The 15035-nt window shown below is 71.2% G+C and carries 13 protein-coding genes; 8 read left to right on the top strand and 5 right to left on the bottom strand.

Annotated elements, in window-relative coordinates; genetic code table 11:
- The first annotated feature begins 61 nt into the window (after positions 1 to 61).
- Complete coding sequence (locus LPA41_RS05940) at positions 62 to 748, top strand: bifunctional 2-polyprenyl-6-hydroxyphenol methylase/3-demethylubiquinol 3-O-methyltransferase UbiG (RefSeq protein ID WP_229068917.1); 687 nt, start codon at positions 62 to 64, stop codon at positions 746 to 748.
- A gap of 120 nt (positions 749 to 868) precedes the next feature.
- Complete coding sequence (locus tag LPA41_RS05945) at positions 869 to 2164, top strand: GAF domain-containing protein (RefSeq protein ID WP_229068918.1); 1296 nt, start codon at positions 869 to 871, stop codon at positions 2162 to 2164.
- Between the two features lie 44 nt (positions 2165 to 2208).
- On the opposite strand, the gene LPA41_RS05950 is transcribed toward LPA41_RS05945, so the two are convergent.
- Complete coding sequence (locus tag LPA41_RS05950; RefSeq protein ID WP_229068919.1) at positions 2209 to 3027, bottom strand: endonuclease/exonuclease/phosphatase family protein; 819 nt, start codon at positions 3025 to 3027, stop codon at positions 2209 to 2211.
- Positions 3028 to 3036: 9 nt separating this feature from the next.
- Positions 3037 to 3870, bottom strand: coding sequence for a MerR family transcriptional regulator (locus LPA41_RS05955; RefSeq protein WP_229068920.1), 834 nt, complete (start codon positions 3868 to 3870; stop codon positions 3037 to 3039).
- A gap of 186 nt (positions 3871 to 4056) precedes the next feature.
- Between LPA41_RS05955 and LPA41_RS05960 the strand changes: the two genes are divergently transcribed.
- Complete coding sequence (locus tag LPA41_RS05960; RefSeq protein WP_229068921.1) at positions 4057 to 7050, top strand: glycosyl hydrolase 115 family protein; 2994 nt, start codon at positions 4057 to 4059, stop codon at positions 7048 to 7050.
- A 1-nt stretch (position 7051) separates the two neighbouring features.
- Positions 7052 to 8278: an SGNH/GDSL hydrolase family protein gene (locus LPA41_RS05965; protein ID WP_229068922.1), complete on the top strand. Its 1227-nt coding sequence runs from the start codon at positions 7052 to 7054 to the stop codon at positions 8276 to 8278.
- Positions 8279 to 9628: 1350 nt separating this feature from the next.
- Here LPA41_RS05965 and LPA41_RS05970 read toward each other — a convergent pair.
- Positions 9629 to 10483 carry a class III extradiol ring-cleavage dioxygenase gene (locus tag LPA41_RS05970; RefSeq protein ID WP_229068923.1) on the bottom strand — a complete coding sequence of 285 codons (855 nt, stop codon included), beginning with the start codon at positions 10481 to 10483 and terminating at the stop codon, positions 9629 to 9631.
- 107 nt (positions 10484 to 10590) lie between these two features.
- On the opposite strand from LPA41_RS05970, the gene LPA41_RS05975 reads away from it, so the two are divergent.
- The gene (locus LPA41_RS05975) at positions 10591 to 11109 is read left to right on the top strand and encodes a MarR family winged helix-turn-helix transcriptional regulator (protein ID WP_229068924.1); all 519 of its coding nucleotides are present in this window, start codon (positions 10591 to 10593) and stop codon (positions 11107 to 11109) included.
- A gap of 44 nt (positions 11110 to 11153) precedes the next feature.
- Here LPA41_RS05975 and LPA41_RS05980 read toward each other — a convergent pair whose 3' ends face one another.
- Positions 11154 to 11555: a hypothetical protein gene (locus LPA41_RS05980; RefSeq protein WP_229068925.1), complete on the bottom strand. Its 402-nt coding sequence runs from the start codon at positions 11553 to 11555 to the stop codon at positions 11154 to 11156.
- Positions 11556 to 11648: 93 nt separating this feature from the next.
- On the opposite strand from LPA41_RS05980, the gene LPA41_RS05985 reads away from it, so the two are divergent.
- Positions 11649 to 11915, top strand: coding sequence for a hypothetical protein (locus tag LPA41_RS05985; RefSeq protein WP_229068926.1), 267 nt, complete (start codon positions 11649 to 11651; stop codon positions 11913 to 11915).
- A gap of 130 nt (positions 11916 to 12045) precedes the next feature.
- A complete protein-coding gene (locus tag LPA41_RS05990) occupies positions 12046 to 12960 on the top strand; it encodes a pentapeptide repeat-containing protein (protein WP_229068927.1) in 915 nt (304 codons plus the stop codon).
- Between the two features lie 38 nt (positions 12961 to 12998).
- Here the strand turns inward: LPA41_RS05990 and LPA41_RS42675 are convergent, their stop codons facing one another.
- Positions 12999 to 13769 (bottom strand): FKBP-type peptidyl-prolyl cis-trans isomerase, encoded by a 771-nt coding sequence (locus tag LPA41_RS42675; protein WP_229068928.1) that lies wholly within the window; start codon positions 13767 to 13769, stop codon positions 12999 to 13001.
- Positions 13770 to 13859: 90 nt separating this feature from the next.
- On the opposite strand from LPA41_RS42675, the gene LPA41_RS06000 reads away from it, so the two are divergent.
- Entirely contained in the window at positions 13860 to 15032 is a 1173-nt protein-coding gene (locus LPA41_RS06000; RefSeq protein WP_229068929.1) for a glycosyltransferase family 4 protein, read from the top strand.
- Positions 15033 to 15035 lie beyond the last annotated feature (3 nt).

Genomic DNA, 15035 nt, shown 5'->3' on the forward strand with positions numbered 1-15035 from the left:
GAACGCCGGCACCGACGAGGCGATCGACGGCCGGCACCTGCGGGCCGTCGCCTTCAACGGCGTGCGGATCCGGTACGTCCGGGAACTGCTCAGCCGCCTCGGCGTCGCGCCGGCCGGCAGATCGGCCCTGGTGATCGGCAGCGTCCGCGGTGACCTGGCCCGTCACCTGGCCGGCCTGGGACTGCGGGTGACCGCGGTGGACCCGTCGCCGGTCGCCACCCGGCGCGCCCGCGAACGGGACTCCGATCCGGGCCTGGGCATACGGTCCGAGACCGCCGAGGCCGACGACCTGGACCGTCTGGGTGGGCCGTTCGACGTGGTCTACTGCGCCGACACCCTGGAGGTCCCCGATGACCTCGATCGGGTGGTCGGCGCGGCGGCCGCGGTCCTGGCCGCCGGCGGCATCCTGTTCTACGACACCGTCACCCGCAGCCCGCTGAGCGGGATCGTCTACCTCGGCCTGTTCCAGGGGCTGCCGTCCACGCGCATCATGCCGCCCGGCCGGTACACGGCCGCACGCCTGCGCCGGCCCGACGAGGTCCTGCGGGCTTTGGCCGCGCACGGCCTGACCGGTGAGGACGTCCGAGGCTTCAAGCCCGGCAACCCGGTCGACCTGGTCAAGGCGGTGTTCGCCCGGCGCAGCGGCCGGATCTCCGACGACGGCGTGGTGGATCTGGTGGAGTTCGTGCTGGAGAAGCCGGGCGCCCGCCCGGTGGTGACCTACCTCGGCTGCGCCCGCCGGATCTGACCCGCGGCCGCGTCGCGCCGCGTCAAGCAGGCGGGTGTCACCCCGTGATGCGGGTGGCCGCCGGACATGCTGAGATGTTGCGGCACGGGCCACCACGGCGAGGTGAGAGGCAGAACAACGATGACGGCGGTATCGGGCCGGCAACCGGCTGCACCGGATCACGAGGACGCCGATCGGGCGGTGCCGGAGGATCTGCGCGCGCTGTTCGGGCAGTCCATCGCCGTGTTCGCGTCGCTGTCCGGGCCGGCGCACGTGGTGGAGACCGCCAACCCGGCCTTCTTCGCCGCCATCGGCGGCGGGGACCGGGCGCGCACCGGGATCGCGTTGCGGGACCTGATGCCCGAGCTCGCTGAGCAGGGCTTCCTCGCGCTGCTCGACCGGGTCTACGCCACGGGCGAGTCCTACACCGGCCGCGACGCCCGGGTGGTGCTGGGCACCGGGGCGCACGCGCGGGAGGCGTTCTTCGACTTCACCTACGAGCCGCGGCGCGCCGCCGGCGGCACGGTGACCGGCATCCACGTCATCGGGGTGGAGACCACCCAGATCAGGCACGCCCAGCGGCTGATGACCGAGCACCGCGCCCTGCTGGAACAGATCGCCCGGCAGGCGCCCCTGGCCGAGGTGCTCGACGGGATGGCCCGCTGCATCGAGAACCTGGCGCCGGAGGAGGTTCTGGTCTCGATCCTGCTCGCCGACGACGACGGCCGGCATCTGCGCCACGGCGCCGCGCCGAGCCTGCCGGACTTCTACAACGAGGCCATCGACGGCATCGCCACCGGTGAGGGCGTCGGTTCGTGCGGCACCGCCGCGCACCGCCGGGAACCGGTGATCGTCACCGACATCACCACCGATCCGTTCTGGGCCGACTTCCGCGAACTGGCCGGCCGGGCCGGGCTGGCTGCCTGCTGGTCGACCCCGATCCTGGCCCGCGACGGCGGCCTGCTGGGCACGTTCGCCATGTATCACCGCAGCCCGCGCATCCCCCAGGACGCCGACCTCGCGCTGACCCAGGTCTTCGCCGACACCGCGGCGCTGGCCATCGAGCGCCACCACATCGAAGAGGCCAAGGCGGCGGCGGAGGCACGGGCCAGGCAGGCCCATGACGAGCTTGCCAAGGCCGTACGCACGGAGCGTCAACTTCGCACCGAAGCGGACCAGCGGGCCGCCACCGCCGCGGAACTCGCCGATCGGATGCGTGCCGCCGCGGCCGCGCAGGGTGACAGCCCGCACCCGGAGCACTGCCAGCTCGGTGGCGCCGCCGGATGCACCGCCCCGGCCGAGATCAAGATCGCCGACTCGTGGGGCGACTCGGCGTGGGGGTGCTCCACGCACGTCGAGGAGGCCATCATCAACGTGCGCTCGGTGTTCATCGCCAGCGAGGAGCTCGGCGGGCTGGCCGCCTACCGCGACCGCTGACCGCCGGGCCGCGATCACGCACGCCGTGGCCGCGCGGCGTGGGGTCAGCCGTGCCAGCGCAGGTCGGCGACGACGGCCCGGTGGTCGGAGGGGTGGACGCCGCCGACCGGGTCGCCGGCGAGGCGGACGGCCTCGACCCGGACGTGCTGGTCCTCGCGTCCGGGCCGGAAGAAGATGTGGTCGATGCGCTGGTCGATCATCTGCGGGCCCGCCTCCAGCGGCGCCGACGGGTGCGTGGAGGGCAGCGTGACGGCGTCGGGCGTACCCCCGCCGGCGACCCACGCGTCGGTCAGCACGTCGCCGACCGCGCGCAGGACCGGCGAGGTGGCCGCGGCGTTCAGGTCGCCCAGCAGCAGCACCGGGCACGGGCCGTCGAGGCGTGGCTGGGTGGCCAGGTCGGCGAGGAACGCGCCCTGCGCGATCCGGTCATCGGTGTACGGGACCCCGTAGTCCAGACACGCCCCGATGATCGGAAGCGGACCCGCCGGGTGGTCGGCCCGCACGCACAGCGCGACCGGGTCCCAGTCGCGGTGCCGGGCCGGCATCACCAGCGCCTCGCTGTCCAGAATCGGCCACCGGCTCAGCACCGCGATGCCCAGATCGATGTCCGCCCAATCGGCGGTGTCCGGGTCGGCGCCGGGCGGGGGATAGGACGGTGACGCGAACACGGCGTGCATGCCGAGCGCCTCGGCCAGCTCGTCGGCCTGCGAGGTGCCGTCGCCCGCCCACACCTCCTGAAGTGCGAGGACGTCGGGGCGTACGCCGTCGAGGGTGGCCCGGATGCCCGCCTGCCGGTCCCGCCAGTGCGGCCCGAAGCGCCACCAGAGGTTCCACGTCATCGCCCGGATCGTGTGGTCCGCCATCGAGGCAATCTAACCCGGGGTCCCGGGGGCGCGCTGGACCGGCGCGGCGCTCAGCACGCCGTCCGGGTGGATCTCCTGGCGCGCCAGGGCGAAGTTGACGAACAGATCCTCACCGGGCAGTTCCGCGTTGAGCAGGCGCAGGATCACCGTGCCGTACTTCGCCATGGTGTTGCGGCCGGGCATGAAGATCTGGAGTTCGTCGCGTTCCGGCTGCTGCTGCAGGCGTACGCCGTCGGGCAGCGCGGCAGCCTCCGCGGTGACCGGGACCTTGACGATCCAGAACGGTCCCTTGCCGTCGAGGACGCGCCGATCCTGCTCCGGGGTCTCCAGGGCCAGGGTCCGCCACGGTGTGCCGGGCGCGCGGATGCCGGCGTCCTCGACCGCGGTGACGAGTTCGGCGGTGGCCGCCTCGATCATGGCTTCGGCCTGCTGCCATTCCTGGGCGGTACGCCCCAGCGGCGTCCCGTGCACCAGCCGGGTCGCGACTGTCATCGCCGGCACGTGGCGCACCTGAGGCGCCGGCCAGGTATCAAAAACGGTCCGGGCCGCTTGGATCGCCTCGTCCTGGGCGCGCCGCTGCCGGTCGACCTCCGCGCTGTGCCGGTCGAGCAGGCTCAGCACCCGGTCCGGTTCGTCGAGTGCCTGCCGGACGAGTTTCACGCTCATCCCGGTGTCCCGCAGCAGCGTGACGAGCATGGCCTGCTCGACCTGCTCGAAGGCGTACGACCGGTGGCCGGTCCGTTCGTCTACGTGGGCGGGCTCGAGCAGTCCCTCGGCGTGGTAGAAGCGCAGGGCCTGCGGGGTCAGGTGGGTCATCTCGCTGAACTCGCTGATCGACAACATGTCACCAGGTTCGCCCCTCCAGTAACCAGAAGGGCAAGCCAGGGGGTACGTTTCGGCCCGGTCCCGAAACTTCCGGGATTTCCGGCATGAAGCCCGGCGGCTGCTCACGCCTTGACGCGATCGACGCACGACTATATGTTGCCGTCATTCCCGCGAAACGAATCCGAAACTTTCGGAGGCGTACCCATGCGACGTCCGTTCCCCCGTACCCTCGCCGCCCTCACCGCCGCCGCCCTCACCGCGACCACGCTCGCCGTGATCGCGGCGCCGCAGGCCGCCGCGGCCGGCCACCCCACCGGCTACATCGCCACCCAGCCCGGCCCCGGCCGGTTCCCCCTCGTGGCCGCCGGCCAGGCGGCACCCATCGTGATCGACGGCGACGACCATCCGGGCGTGGTCCGCGTCGCCGGCGATCTGCGCTCCGACCTCGAGGCCGCGACGGGTGTCCGGCCCGGCCTGACGCACGACGCGCCGCCGGGCAACCAGGATCCGATCATCGTGGGCACCATCGGGCGCAGCGACCTGATCGACCGCCTGGTGCGCACCCGCAAGATCGATACCCGGGGCGTCGCCGGGAAGTGGGAGACCTCGCTGCAGCAGGTCGTCGAGAACCCGCTGCCGGGCGTGCGGCGCGCGTTCGTGATCGCCGGCAGTGACCAGCGCGGCACCATCTACGGCGTCTACGACGTGTCCCGCAAGATCGGGGTCTCGCCCTGGCACTTCTGGGACGACGTGCCGGTGCCGCACGCGGACGCCCTCTACGCGCTGCCCGGCCGGCACACGCAGGGCACGCCGAAGGTCAAGTACCGCGGCTTCTTCATCAACGACGAGAACCCGGCGACCGGCACCTGGGCGCCGAACCACTTCGGGCCCGGCAAGGTGCCCGGCTACCCCGGCGGGCTCAACGCGCAGTACTACGCGCAGGTCTTCGAGACCATGCTGCGGCTCAAGGCGAACTACCTGTGGCCCGCGGTGTGGGGGCGCGCGTTCGCCGAGGACGACCCGCTCAACCACGAGACCGCCGACCGGTACGGCGTCGTCATGGGCACCTCCCACGAGGCGCCGATGATGCGCGGCATCGAGGAATGGAACCGGCACGCCAAAGCGGCGGTCCGCGACGCGAACGGCACGATCGTCACGCCCGGCAGCGACCCGTACGGTGGCACCGGCGAATGGAGTTTCCGGCGCAACCGGGACGCGATCGTCGCCTATTGGCGCGACGGCGCCCGCCGGATGAAGGAGCAGGGATTCGAGGGCGTCATCACGCTCGGCATGCGCGGGAACGGCGACGTCAGCCTTCCCGATGGCGACGGCATCGACCTGATGAGCTCCATCATCGACACCCAGCGGGAAATCCTGCGCGAATTCGGCCTCCAGGCGGCGCCCCAGGTGCAGACCCTCTACAAGGAGGTGCAGCGCTACTGGGACAACGGCTATCAGCCGCCGGAGGACGTGACTGTCGTCTTCTGCGACGACAACTGGGGCAACATGCGCAAACTCCCGGACGCCGGTCTGCCGCGGCGCAGCGGCGGGTACGGGCTCTACTACCACTTCGACTACGTCGGCGACGGCCGTAACTACAAATGGGTCGACACGACGAATCTGGTCAATGCGTGGGAGCAGTTGCACCTGGCGTACACCAGCGGGGTCGACCGTCTCTGGATGGTGAACGTCGGCGACCTCAAGAACGAGGAACTGCCCACCCAGTTCTTCCTCGACTACGCCTGGAACCCGGACGCGCTGCCGGTGCACCGGATCGACGAATGGGAACGGTCCTACGCGGCACAGAACTTCGGGCCCACGCTGGCGCCGGCGATCGCCGAGGTGCTGTCCGAGTACGGCCGGTTGCAGTCCCGCCGCAAGCCGGAACTGCTGAACCGGCGCATCACCGGCGACGCCCAGAACGTCGTCTACAACGACCAGGAGAACCCGTACCACCACCGCGAGATGGACGGCGTGGTCGCCGAATGGCAGCGCCTCGCCGACCGGGCCACCCGGATCGAACGCCAGGTGCCGGCGGCCTGGCGGGACGCCTACTTCCAGCTCGTCGGCTACCAGGTGCAGGCTTCGGCCAACCTGTACGAACTGCGCCGCGCCCAATTCACCAACATCCGCTACGCCGCGCAGGGCCGGGCCGCGACGAACGCGCTCGCCGACGAGGCGGAGGCCCGGTTCGCCGAGGACCAGGCGCTCAGCGAGCACTACAACACCCGGCTCGCCGGCGGGAAATGGGCCGGTTGGCAGACCCAGCCGAAGATCGGGTACGGCAACGCGGCGCGCTACAACAACGCCGGCTGGCAGCAGCCGCAGACCGACGACCACGTCGCGCTGCCCGACGAGATCTACCCGCACCTCAAGCGCATCGAGGTCCCGGCGGCGGCGTCGATGGGCGTGGACGCGGAACTTGCCGAGTTCAGCCCGTGGGCGGCCCGGCAGCGGCAGAGCTTCGAGATCTACAACCGGGGGACGACCGCTTTCGACTACCGGATCAGCACGGGACAGCCGTGGCTCACGGTCACCCCGGCGTCCGGGCGGGTGGAGAAGCAGCGGACCGTCACGGTCAGCGTCGACTGGCGGCGGGCCCCGGGTGGGCTGACGACCGTACCCATCAAGATCGACGGCCCGGGCGGCACCCAGACCGTGCAGGTCGCCGTGCGCAACCCCGCGCTCAGGCCGGTGGGCTTCGCCGAAGCCGGCGGGTACGTGGCGATCAACGCGGACCACTACCACCGCCGGACCGGTGACTGGCAGTTGCTTCCGGATATCGGCAAGGTCGGCAACGGCATGGCAGCGGTGACCGGGAAGGGTCGCCTGGACTATCGGCTGACCCTCACCACCACCGGTCCCGTCAAGATCTCCGCGCACCTGTCGCCGCGCAACGACGTGCTGCCCGGGAACACCGGCCTGCGATATGCGATATCGGTCGACGACCAGCCGCCGCAGACAGTCGACGTGATCGCCGCGACCGGCGCCGACGACACCACGATGAACCGGCAGTGGGCCCGCAACACCTCCGACAACGTCAACGTCACCACCACGACGCACGTGATCGACCGGCCCGGCACCCACACGCTGACCTTCCACGCCGTCGACCCGACCGTCATCCTGCAACGGCTCGTCGTGGACACCGGCGGCGTCGGGTACAGCTACCTCGGCCCGGCCGAAAGCCGGAGGTTCTGACATGCGCCGGCGCACCCTGCTCGCCTCCACCGGCGCCGCCGCCTCCGCCGGGCTGATCAGTCGCGGTCTGCCCGGCCCGCCACCCGCGTGGGTGCACACCTGGGCCGCGATGCCGCAGCTCACCGAACCCCACAACATGCCGCCGGCACCGTTCACCGGCACCGACGCCACCCTGGTGAACACCACGCTGCGGCAGACCGTGCGGGTCACCGCCGGCGGGCACCGGCTGCGGATCCGGCTGTCGAACGCGTTCGGCGGCGCCGACCTGCCGATCACCGCCGCGGCGGTCGCGCTGCCGGCCGACGGCCGGGCCGGGGTCTCCGCGATCCGGCCCCGCACCCTGCGCCCGCTCACCTTCGGCGGCCGGGCCTCGGTGACCGTCCCGAAAGGCGCGCAGATCGTCTCCGACCCGATCGACCTGGCCGTGCTCGCCGGCGCCAACCTGAGCATCACGACGTACCTGCGGGACGGCCAGGCCACCACCGAACTCAGCTCCCACCCCGGTTCGCGGACCACGTCGTGGCTGGTCAACGGCGACCACCACCGCGATCCGGACCTGGCCGGCGCGACACCCAGCGACCACTGGTACCTGATCAGCGGCGTCGAGATCCGCAGCGAGGCCGCCGGCCTGGTCCTGCTCGGCGACTCACTGACCGACGGCCGGGGCTCCACGACCAACGGCAACGACAGGTGGCCCGACCAGCTCTTCGACCGGCTCCGCGACCCCCGCCTGGCGATCCTCAACCAGGCCGCCGGCGGCAACCGGGTGCTGCGCGACGGCCTCGGCCCCAACGCGCTCGCCCGGCTGGACCGCGACGTCCTCGCGATCAGCGGCGCCCGGTGGCTGCTGGTCTTCGAAGGCGTCAACGACATCGGGACGGCGCCGGTCACCGACCAGGAGCAGATCGTGGCGGACCTGCTCGGCGCGTACCGGCAGATAGTCCTGCGGGCGCAGGCAGCCGGGCTGCGGGTCTACGGCGCGACACTCACCCCCTTCGGTGGCAACATCTACGACGACCCCGACGGCGTACGGGAACGGTCGCGCCAAGTCGTCAACGCGGCAATCCGCAGCGGCCTGTTCGACGCCGTCGTCGACTTCGACGCGGCCGTCCGCGACCCCGCCCACCCGCGCCGGCTGGCCCCCGCCTACGACACCGGCGACCACCTGCACCTCAACCCCGCCGGGTACGCGTCCCTGGCAGCAGCGGTGCCCCGCGGCTTGTTCTGAGGTCGCCCGCCACGAGTCGGCCCGAGGTCCGGCGCACCGCTGTCGGCGGTGCGTCGGGCGCGCTCTCGGCGGTGTGTCGGGCGCGCTCTCGGCGGTGTGTCGGGCGCGCTGTCGGCGGTGCGTGGGGCGCGCTGTCGGCGGTGCGTGGGGCGCGCTGTCGGCGGTGCGTGGGGCGCGCTGTCGGCGGTGCGTCGGGCCGCCTCCGCAACAGCTGTTCGGGCCGGTCATTTCGCACCACCTGAAGAGGCTGCGCGAGGCCGGCCTGGGCCGGGCGGTGCCACAGCGCAGGACGTCCGCCGGCTTGTCACCCCACGCCACCGTAGGCGCGGTCAGCCAGTGGCCGGCTCGATCCCCCGCGGTGCGTCCGCGTGGCGATGTTGATCTGCTGGCGATGCGAAATCGCGGTTTTGACCCCTTGATCACAGCGATTTCGTAGCGCTAGCAGATCAACATCTCGGCTAGGCGGCCTGTGAGGCGTCATCCGGACCGGCGAGGGCCGCTTCCGGATCCGGACTGGCGAGGGCCGCTTCCGGATCCGGACCAGCGACGTCCGCTTCCGGATCCGGACCAACGACGTCCGCTTCCGGATCCGGACCAGCGACGTCCGCTTCCGGAGACGCAGGCTGCTCGCGGTGTTCCGCCGGACCGACATAGCGGCACCATCCCGGGCGTTTCACCGCGCGACAGTTGCCGGTTTCGCGTCGACCCGGCTACGCCTTGGAGAGCAGCGCGATGCCGCCGCCGGCGAGGGCGAACATCCGGGCGTACGCCTGCGAGACACATCGCGCGCATCGCCGAACTCGTCGACGCCGGCAGCCAGGGATCCCGGTCGAGCCGCTCCAGCGACGCGAAAGTCGCCAGCCGGAGCCGCTGCAGTTGGAGCCGCTGCAGCTGGAGCCGCTGCAGTTGGAGCCGCTGCAGCTGGAGCCGTTGCAGCCGGAGCTGCGCGAAGTCAGGCGCTGAGGGCCCCGCGGCCTCACGCTCCGTCAAGATGATCTCAAGCATGCGGCCTCGTATCGCAGATCTTGGAATTCCAAGGGGCCCATAGGCCCACTGCGACTCCACACAGCCGTCCCGCGCGTGGGCAGGGCCCATGTTCCTTGTTGCAGAGAGTCAGCATTGCCATGCTTCGCCTGCCGACCTGCCGACCTGCCGACCTGCCGACCTGCCGACCTGCCGACCTGCCGACCTGCCGACCTGGCCGCCTGCCGACCTGGCCGCCTGCCGACCTGGCCGCCTGCCGACCTGGCCGCCTGCCGCCCTGCCGCCTGCCGTGGCACGACCCTGCCCGACGGCACGGACCCGGGCAGCGCCGCGACCGCGCCGCCACCGGCCCGAAGCCCAGGACTATCAGTCGATGCGCAGGGAACGGATGGAGTTGCCGAACGTCATGCGTTCGATGGCCGAGGTCGCCGTGGTGGGGTCGTCGGCCGCACCGACGGTGAGCAGCAGGGGAACGTAGTGGTCGGCGGTCGGGTGGGCGACCTCGACGCCCGGTGCCTTGGCGCGGAAGTCGGTGAGGGCGTCGACGTCGCCGCGGGTGACGGCGTCGGTGGCCCACTCGTCGAAGGCCGCGTTGTAGCCGGTCAGGCGGGGGTCGCGCATGACGGCGAAGCTGTGCGTCATGAAGCCGGAGCCGATGACGAGGATGCCTTCCCGGCGCAGCTCCTTCAGGCGCCGGCCGAGGGTGAGCAGCGCCTGCGGGTCGAGGCTGGGCATGGACACCTGCACGACGGGTACGTCGGCGGCCGGGTACATCGCCATCAGCGGGATGAACGCGCCGTGGTCGAGGCCCCGGTCGACGAACTGGTGTACTCCACCGGTGCTGCCCAGCGTGCCGGCGAGACGGCGGGCCAGGTCGGTGGCGTCCGGGGTGGCGTACCGCAGGGTGTAGTAACGGGGGTGGAAGCCGCCGAAGTCGTAGTAGAGCGGGGTGCCGGCGGCGGAGGCCGAGAGCGCGACAGGCGCGTTCTCCCAGTGTGCCGAGACGACGACGATCGCCCGGGGTTTCGGCATGGACTGTCCCCACCGGAACAGGTCGTCGAGCCATTGCGGGTCGTCCAGGGTCGGCGGGGCGCCGTGGCTGACGAAGAGCGCGGGCAGGGGCCCGTCGGCCGGTTCCCACGCGCGCTGGGTTCGGGCTTGGGGCAGCGCCCGCGCGAGGAGCGCGTCGTAGGCGCCGGCCGGAACGGATCGAGTGGTCATGGCTCGTACCTAACTTCAACGTTTAAGTCAATGTAGGCGCTGATGACTTAAGAACGCAAGTGATCTGAGCGTACGGGTAAGTTAAAGGCTGAAGTTATACTCCAGGGATGGGTGAGGTTTCGGAGCCGCGCTGGCTCGACGATGACCAGCAGCAGACCTGGCTGGCCGTGGCGGCGCTGATGACGCGCCTGCCGGCCGCCCTCGACGCGCAGTTGCAGCGCGACTCCCAGCTCAGCCACTTCGAGTACCAGGTGCTGGCGGGCCTGTCGATGGCACCGGAACGGACGCTGCGGATGAGCGCGCTCGCCGCCTTCGCCGAGGGCTCCCTGCCGCGGCTGTCACAGGTGGTCGCGAAGATGGAGAAGCGCGGCTGGGTGCGGCGCACCCCGGACCCGGCCGACGGCCGGTTCACCCTCGCCATCCTGACCGACGCCGGCTGGGACAAGCTCGTCCCGGCCGCTCCGGGGCACGTCGCCGAGGCGCGGCGGCTGGTCTTCGACCCGCTCACCAAGGCACAGCAACGCCAGCTGCGCGACATCGCCCGCCGCATCATGCGCGTCATCGACCCCGCCGACCCGTGCCTGAGCTCCGGCCCACCCGGTGAGGAGCCGCGCCCCCGCCCGTGACGACGAAGCCGCCGCACCCGGGAGCGCGAGCCAGGGCCGATGCTTCAGTCGAGCCCAGAACCTTCGTCCAGGGCGAAGGTGATGTCCCGTGCCCGGCGTGAGCCGGCGTCGTCGAGCCACTCGACGTCCAGCATCTCGCCGCGGTAGGGGAACAGGCCGCGCCGCCAGTGCTCAAGCTCGTCGGCAAGTGTGGCCGCATCCTGGACGAAGTCGTCGAACCCGCCATGGCTGACGGCGACATAGCCGGTGACCAGTTCCCTCGGCTCCGACCATCGGCGCCACCACAGGTTCCCGCCGAGTCGATGCCAGTAGGTGTCGAAGCGGAGGTACAGCAGTCCGAACGGCCCGCCGTGCGCGGACAGCCTTCCGGCGCGCTCGCGGTAGGCATCGAAGCGGGGATCACGCTCAGCGCGCCCGGGCGCCGGGTGGAAAGGCACAACCCTCATGGTGCCGTATCCCGGACCCGCCGCATCCGGCTCCGTCGGTGACGCCGAGACGGACGTCGATTGCCGCCGGACGCATCGGGGTAGCAGGAAGACATGTCGTCTTCTCTCTGGTTGGTTCTTGCCGGTGGAGTGCTCGGCGCCGGCGCAGCCGTCTACGGCATGATCACGCTGGCCCGGACGCGGCGGCGGAGGGCAGGGCTGTACGGGCTCTGTTTCGGCCTCGCCGTGGTCCTGCTGTCGCTGGCGAGCTGGCTGAACAGCCACGACGCGGCCTTCCCGGCGGTTCTGGCCCTGGTGGCCGCGATCTGCCTCGGCGGTGTGGCCGTGGTCCGCTATCGGCCGCGCGATCACGCGAGCTGACGCGCCACCGGGCGGACGTCGGCGTCACGCGCGGTCCCCGGACACGCGGATGCCCCAGTCGGCCTCGTCGATCCGCGAAACAGTCGATCGAGTGACACTGGTCGATCGACAACCCTGTCATGATTCCTGGATGGGCATTCGTGCGGCGGGACAAGAGGCCGGGCATGCGCCTCGGTTGCAGCCTGTCTGGCTGGTGGCCGTTCTCTGGCTGGTGACCGCGGCCGTAGCTTTCTGGGCGGTCTATTTCCTGCTCGACCACAGTCTCGTGCCCGCGGCTGCGCCGGGCGCCTCGGACGCCGACCGGTCGTTGAACGTCCTGAAGGCGGCGCTGACGGTGGCGACCTTCGCGGGGGCGGTCCTCGCCGGCGTGTACGCCTACCGCAAGCAGCGACTCGCCGAAGGCGACGCCCGTCGTGCGGATGCCGAACAGTTGACCGGTCGTTTCGTGAAGGCCTCGGAGCAACTCGGTCAGGAAAGCCCCGCGGTCCGGCTGGCCGGGGTCTACGCCATGACCTCGCTTGCCGATGACTGGCCGGAGCAGCGGCAGCTGTGCATCAACGTGCTGACAGCGTATCTGCAGATCCCCTACGAGGCGGATCCCACCAGCCAGCACTATGTGCACGGGGAGAAAGTGGTACGGCGGACGATTCTGCGCGTCATCCGCGATCACCTGCGGCCCGGCTTCTCCAGCGTTTCTTGGCAGGGGAACAACTTCCGCTTCGAGGAAGCGATCTTCTACGGGGGCGACCTCACCGGGGCGCGGTTCATGAGCGGCAAAGTGTCCTTTCACCGTGCCCGTTTCCTCGACGGGGAGTTCTTCTTCGACGGAGCCGTCTTCGGTGGGGCGCGCATCTGGTTCACCGAGATCGCCGTCGAGGGCGGAGTCGTCAGCTTCAACGAATCCACCCTCGACGCGGGCCTTCTCAACTTCACCGGCGCCGTGGTGACCGACGGGGTGGTGACAGCGAACGGCTTCAAGCGGACCGGAGGCGAACTTGTCGAAGACACGCTGGCCGGTACGTTCGATCCCGCTGTCCGTCCCTGACCCGCGGCAGGCCAGGCACCCGGACGGGCGCGGTGTGGTCAGGACGCGGACAGGACGTCGACGATGAAGCGCAGGGCTCCGGCCGGGCGGCCGCCGGTCGGTTTGTCGCCGTAGGCCTGGTCGGACGGGATGTCGAGCTGGACCCGGCTGCCCACCTCGACGCCGAGCAGGCCCTGGTCCCAGCCCTGGATGACGTTGCCGGCGCCGACCGGGAAGCTGAACGCCTCCGACCGGTCCCAGGACGAGTCGAACTCCTTGCCGTCGGCGTAGGTGACGCCCACGTAGTTCACCTGGATCGTCTGACCCGACTGGACGGCCGGGCCGGTGCCCTGGACGAGGGTCGTCGTCTTGAGTTCGGTGACGGTGCCGATGCCGCCCTCGGCGGCCGGTTTCGTCCGCAGGGCCGGGTCGGCGCCCGTGGGCACCGGCGGGAACGTCGAGTTCGGCGTGGCCGCGGCCGGGCTGGGGGCGGCATCCGTGGTCGCGGTCGCGGCGGTGGGGTTCGGCTGCGACGAGTTGCCGATCCACACGATGAGGCCGACCAGCAGGGCGAGCACTACGGCGGCGGTGCCGGCCATGGCCAGGGCCCGGCGGCGTCTCTGCATCGCCTGGTTGCGTGCCTTCGTGGCCTTCGCCTCGGCCCGCTTCTCGGCCTTCGACTTGAGCGGCTGGGCGTTGAGCTGCCGAGCGCCGGGCGGCTGAGCCTTGAGCGGCCGAGCGCCGGGCGGCTGAGCTCCGCCGAGCTTGCTGGGCGGGCCGGCGGCGCGTTTGGCAGCCGCGCTGCCGGGGCTGGCTACGGGATCAGGCACCGCCCGACAATACGACACCTGAGCGCAAGAATCAGGCCCCCGAGCACGGCCGGCCGGTCGTGATTGACAGGCCGCCATAGGTTGGCAAAGGTGAACATTCGGTATCTGCTGCACAACGCGTACGGGGTCGGCGGGACGATCCGGACGGTCTTCAACCAGGCCAACGCGTTGTGCGGCACCCACGATGTGGAGATCGCCAGTGTGTACCGCAGTGCCGCCGAACCGGCGCTGCCGCTGGATCCGCGGGTGCGGCTGGTCTGCCTGACCGAGTTGCGGGACAACGGGTCCAGGTGGACGGACACGCCCGGCAGCAACACCCGGTTCTCTCGCAAGACCCGGTACTTCCGCAACCCGCTGCCGCACGGGCGGGACTTCCGGTACAAGCTGTTCGACCCGTTCGTCGACCTGCGCGTGATCCGGTACCTGCGGGCGCAGCGGGACGGCGTGGTGATCACGACGCGGCCGGCGTTGAACCTGCTGTCGGCGTGGTTCGGGTCGCGGCGGGTGGTGCGGATCGGGCAGGACCACATGAACCTCGCCGCCTACTCGGTGCGGTTGCGGCGCGAGATCGTGCGCGCCTACCACCGGCTGGACGCGGTGACCGTGCTGACCCGTGCTGACCTTGCGTCCTACCGGGAGGCGCTCGGTGACCGGGTCCGGCTGGTGCACCTTCCGAACGGGATTCCGCCTCGTCCACCCGTACCGCATCAGGAGCGTGCCCCGATCCTCGCCGCAGCCGGTCGGCTGGCCCGGCAGAAGGGTTTCGATCTGTTGATCGAGGCGTTCGCGTCGGTGCACGCGGCGCATCCGCGCTGGCAGCTGCACATCTTCGGCGAGGGCAAGGCGCGGCGGAAACTGACCGCGATGATCGACGAACGAGATCTTGGAGGAGTGGTACGGCTGCGGGGGCTGAGCCGCGACCTGGAGGCCGAGTTCGCCAAGGCGTCGATCTTCGTGCTCAGTTCGCGCAAGGAAGGCCTGCCGATGGTGTTGCTCGAGGCGATGGGTTCCGGGCTGCCGGTGGTGTCGTTCGACTGCCCGACCGGTCCGGCGGACGTGGTGGCCGACGGGGTGAACGGGCTGCTGGTGCCGGCCGAGGACGTGGCGGGGCTGGCCGCCGGGATGTCGCGGCTGATCACGGACTGCGGCGACCGGGAACGGATGGGCAAGGCGGCACGGGCGACCGCGGCGGAGTACGAGATGCCGGTGATCGCCGCCCGCTGGGAGGAGCTGCTGGCCGACCTGGTGCCGGCGTCGCGCTGAGAC

Source organism: Actinoplanes sp. DH11, assembly GCF_020873875.1.
Taxonomy (GTDB): Bacteria; Actinomycetota; Actinomycetes; order Mycobacteriales; family Micromonosporaceae; genus Actinoplanes.

What these genes read in the sequence shown, in the direction of transcription:
- LPA41_RS05985 (WP_229068926.1), top strand. Translation starts at nt 11,649, where the DNA reads ATGTCGTCTTCTCTCTGGTTGGTTCTTGCCGGTGGAGTGCTCGGCGCC.
- LPA41_RS05955 (WP_229068920.1), bottom strand. Translation starts at nt 3,870, where the DNA reads ATGTTGTCGATCAGCGAGTTCAGCGAGATGACCCACCTGACCCCGCAG.
- LPA41_RS05965 (WP_229068922.1), top strand. Translation starts at nt 7,052, where the DNA reads ATGCGCCGGCGCACCCTGCTCGCCTCCACCGGCGCCGCCGCCTCCGCC.
- LPA41_RS05980 (WP_229068925.1), bottom strand. Translation starts at nt 11,555, where the DNA reads ATGAGGGTTGTGCCTTTCCACCCGGCGCCCGGGCGCGCTGAGCGTGAT.
- LPA41_RS05945 (WP_229068918.1), top strand. Translation starts at nt 869, where the DNA reads ATGACGGCGGTATCGGGCCGGCAACCGGCTGCACCGGATCACGAGGAC.
- LPA41_RS05970 (WP_229068923.1), bottom strand. Translation starts at nt 10,483, where the DNA reads ATGACCACTCGATCCGTTCCGGCCGGCGCCTACGACGCGCTCCTCGCG.
- LPA41_RS05950 (WP_229068919.1), bottom strand. Translation starts at nt 3,027, where the DNA reads ATGGCGGACCACACGATCCGGGCGATGACGTGGAACCTCTGGTGGCGC.
- LPA41_RS05990 (WP_229068927.1), top strand. Translation starts at nt 12,046, where the DNA reads ATGGGCATTCGTGCGGCGGGACAAGAGGCCGGGCATGCGCCTCGGTTG.
- LPA41_RS05975 (WP_229068924.1), top strand. Translation starts at nt 10,591, where the DNA reads ATGGGTGAGGTTTCGGAGCCGCGCTGGCTCGACGATGACCAGCAGCAG.
- LPA41_RS05960 (WP_229068921.1), top strand. Translation starts at nt 4,057, where the DNA reads ATGCGACGTCCGTTCCCCCGTACCCTCGCCGCCCTCACCGCCGCCGCC.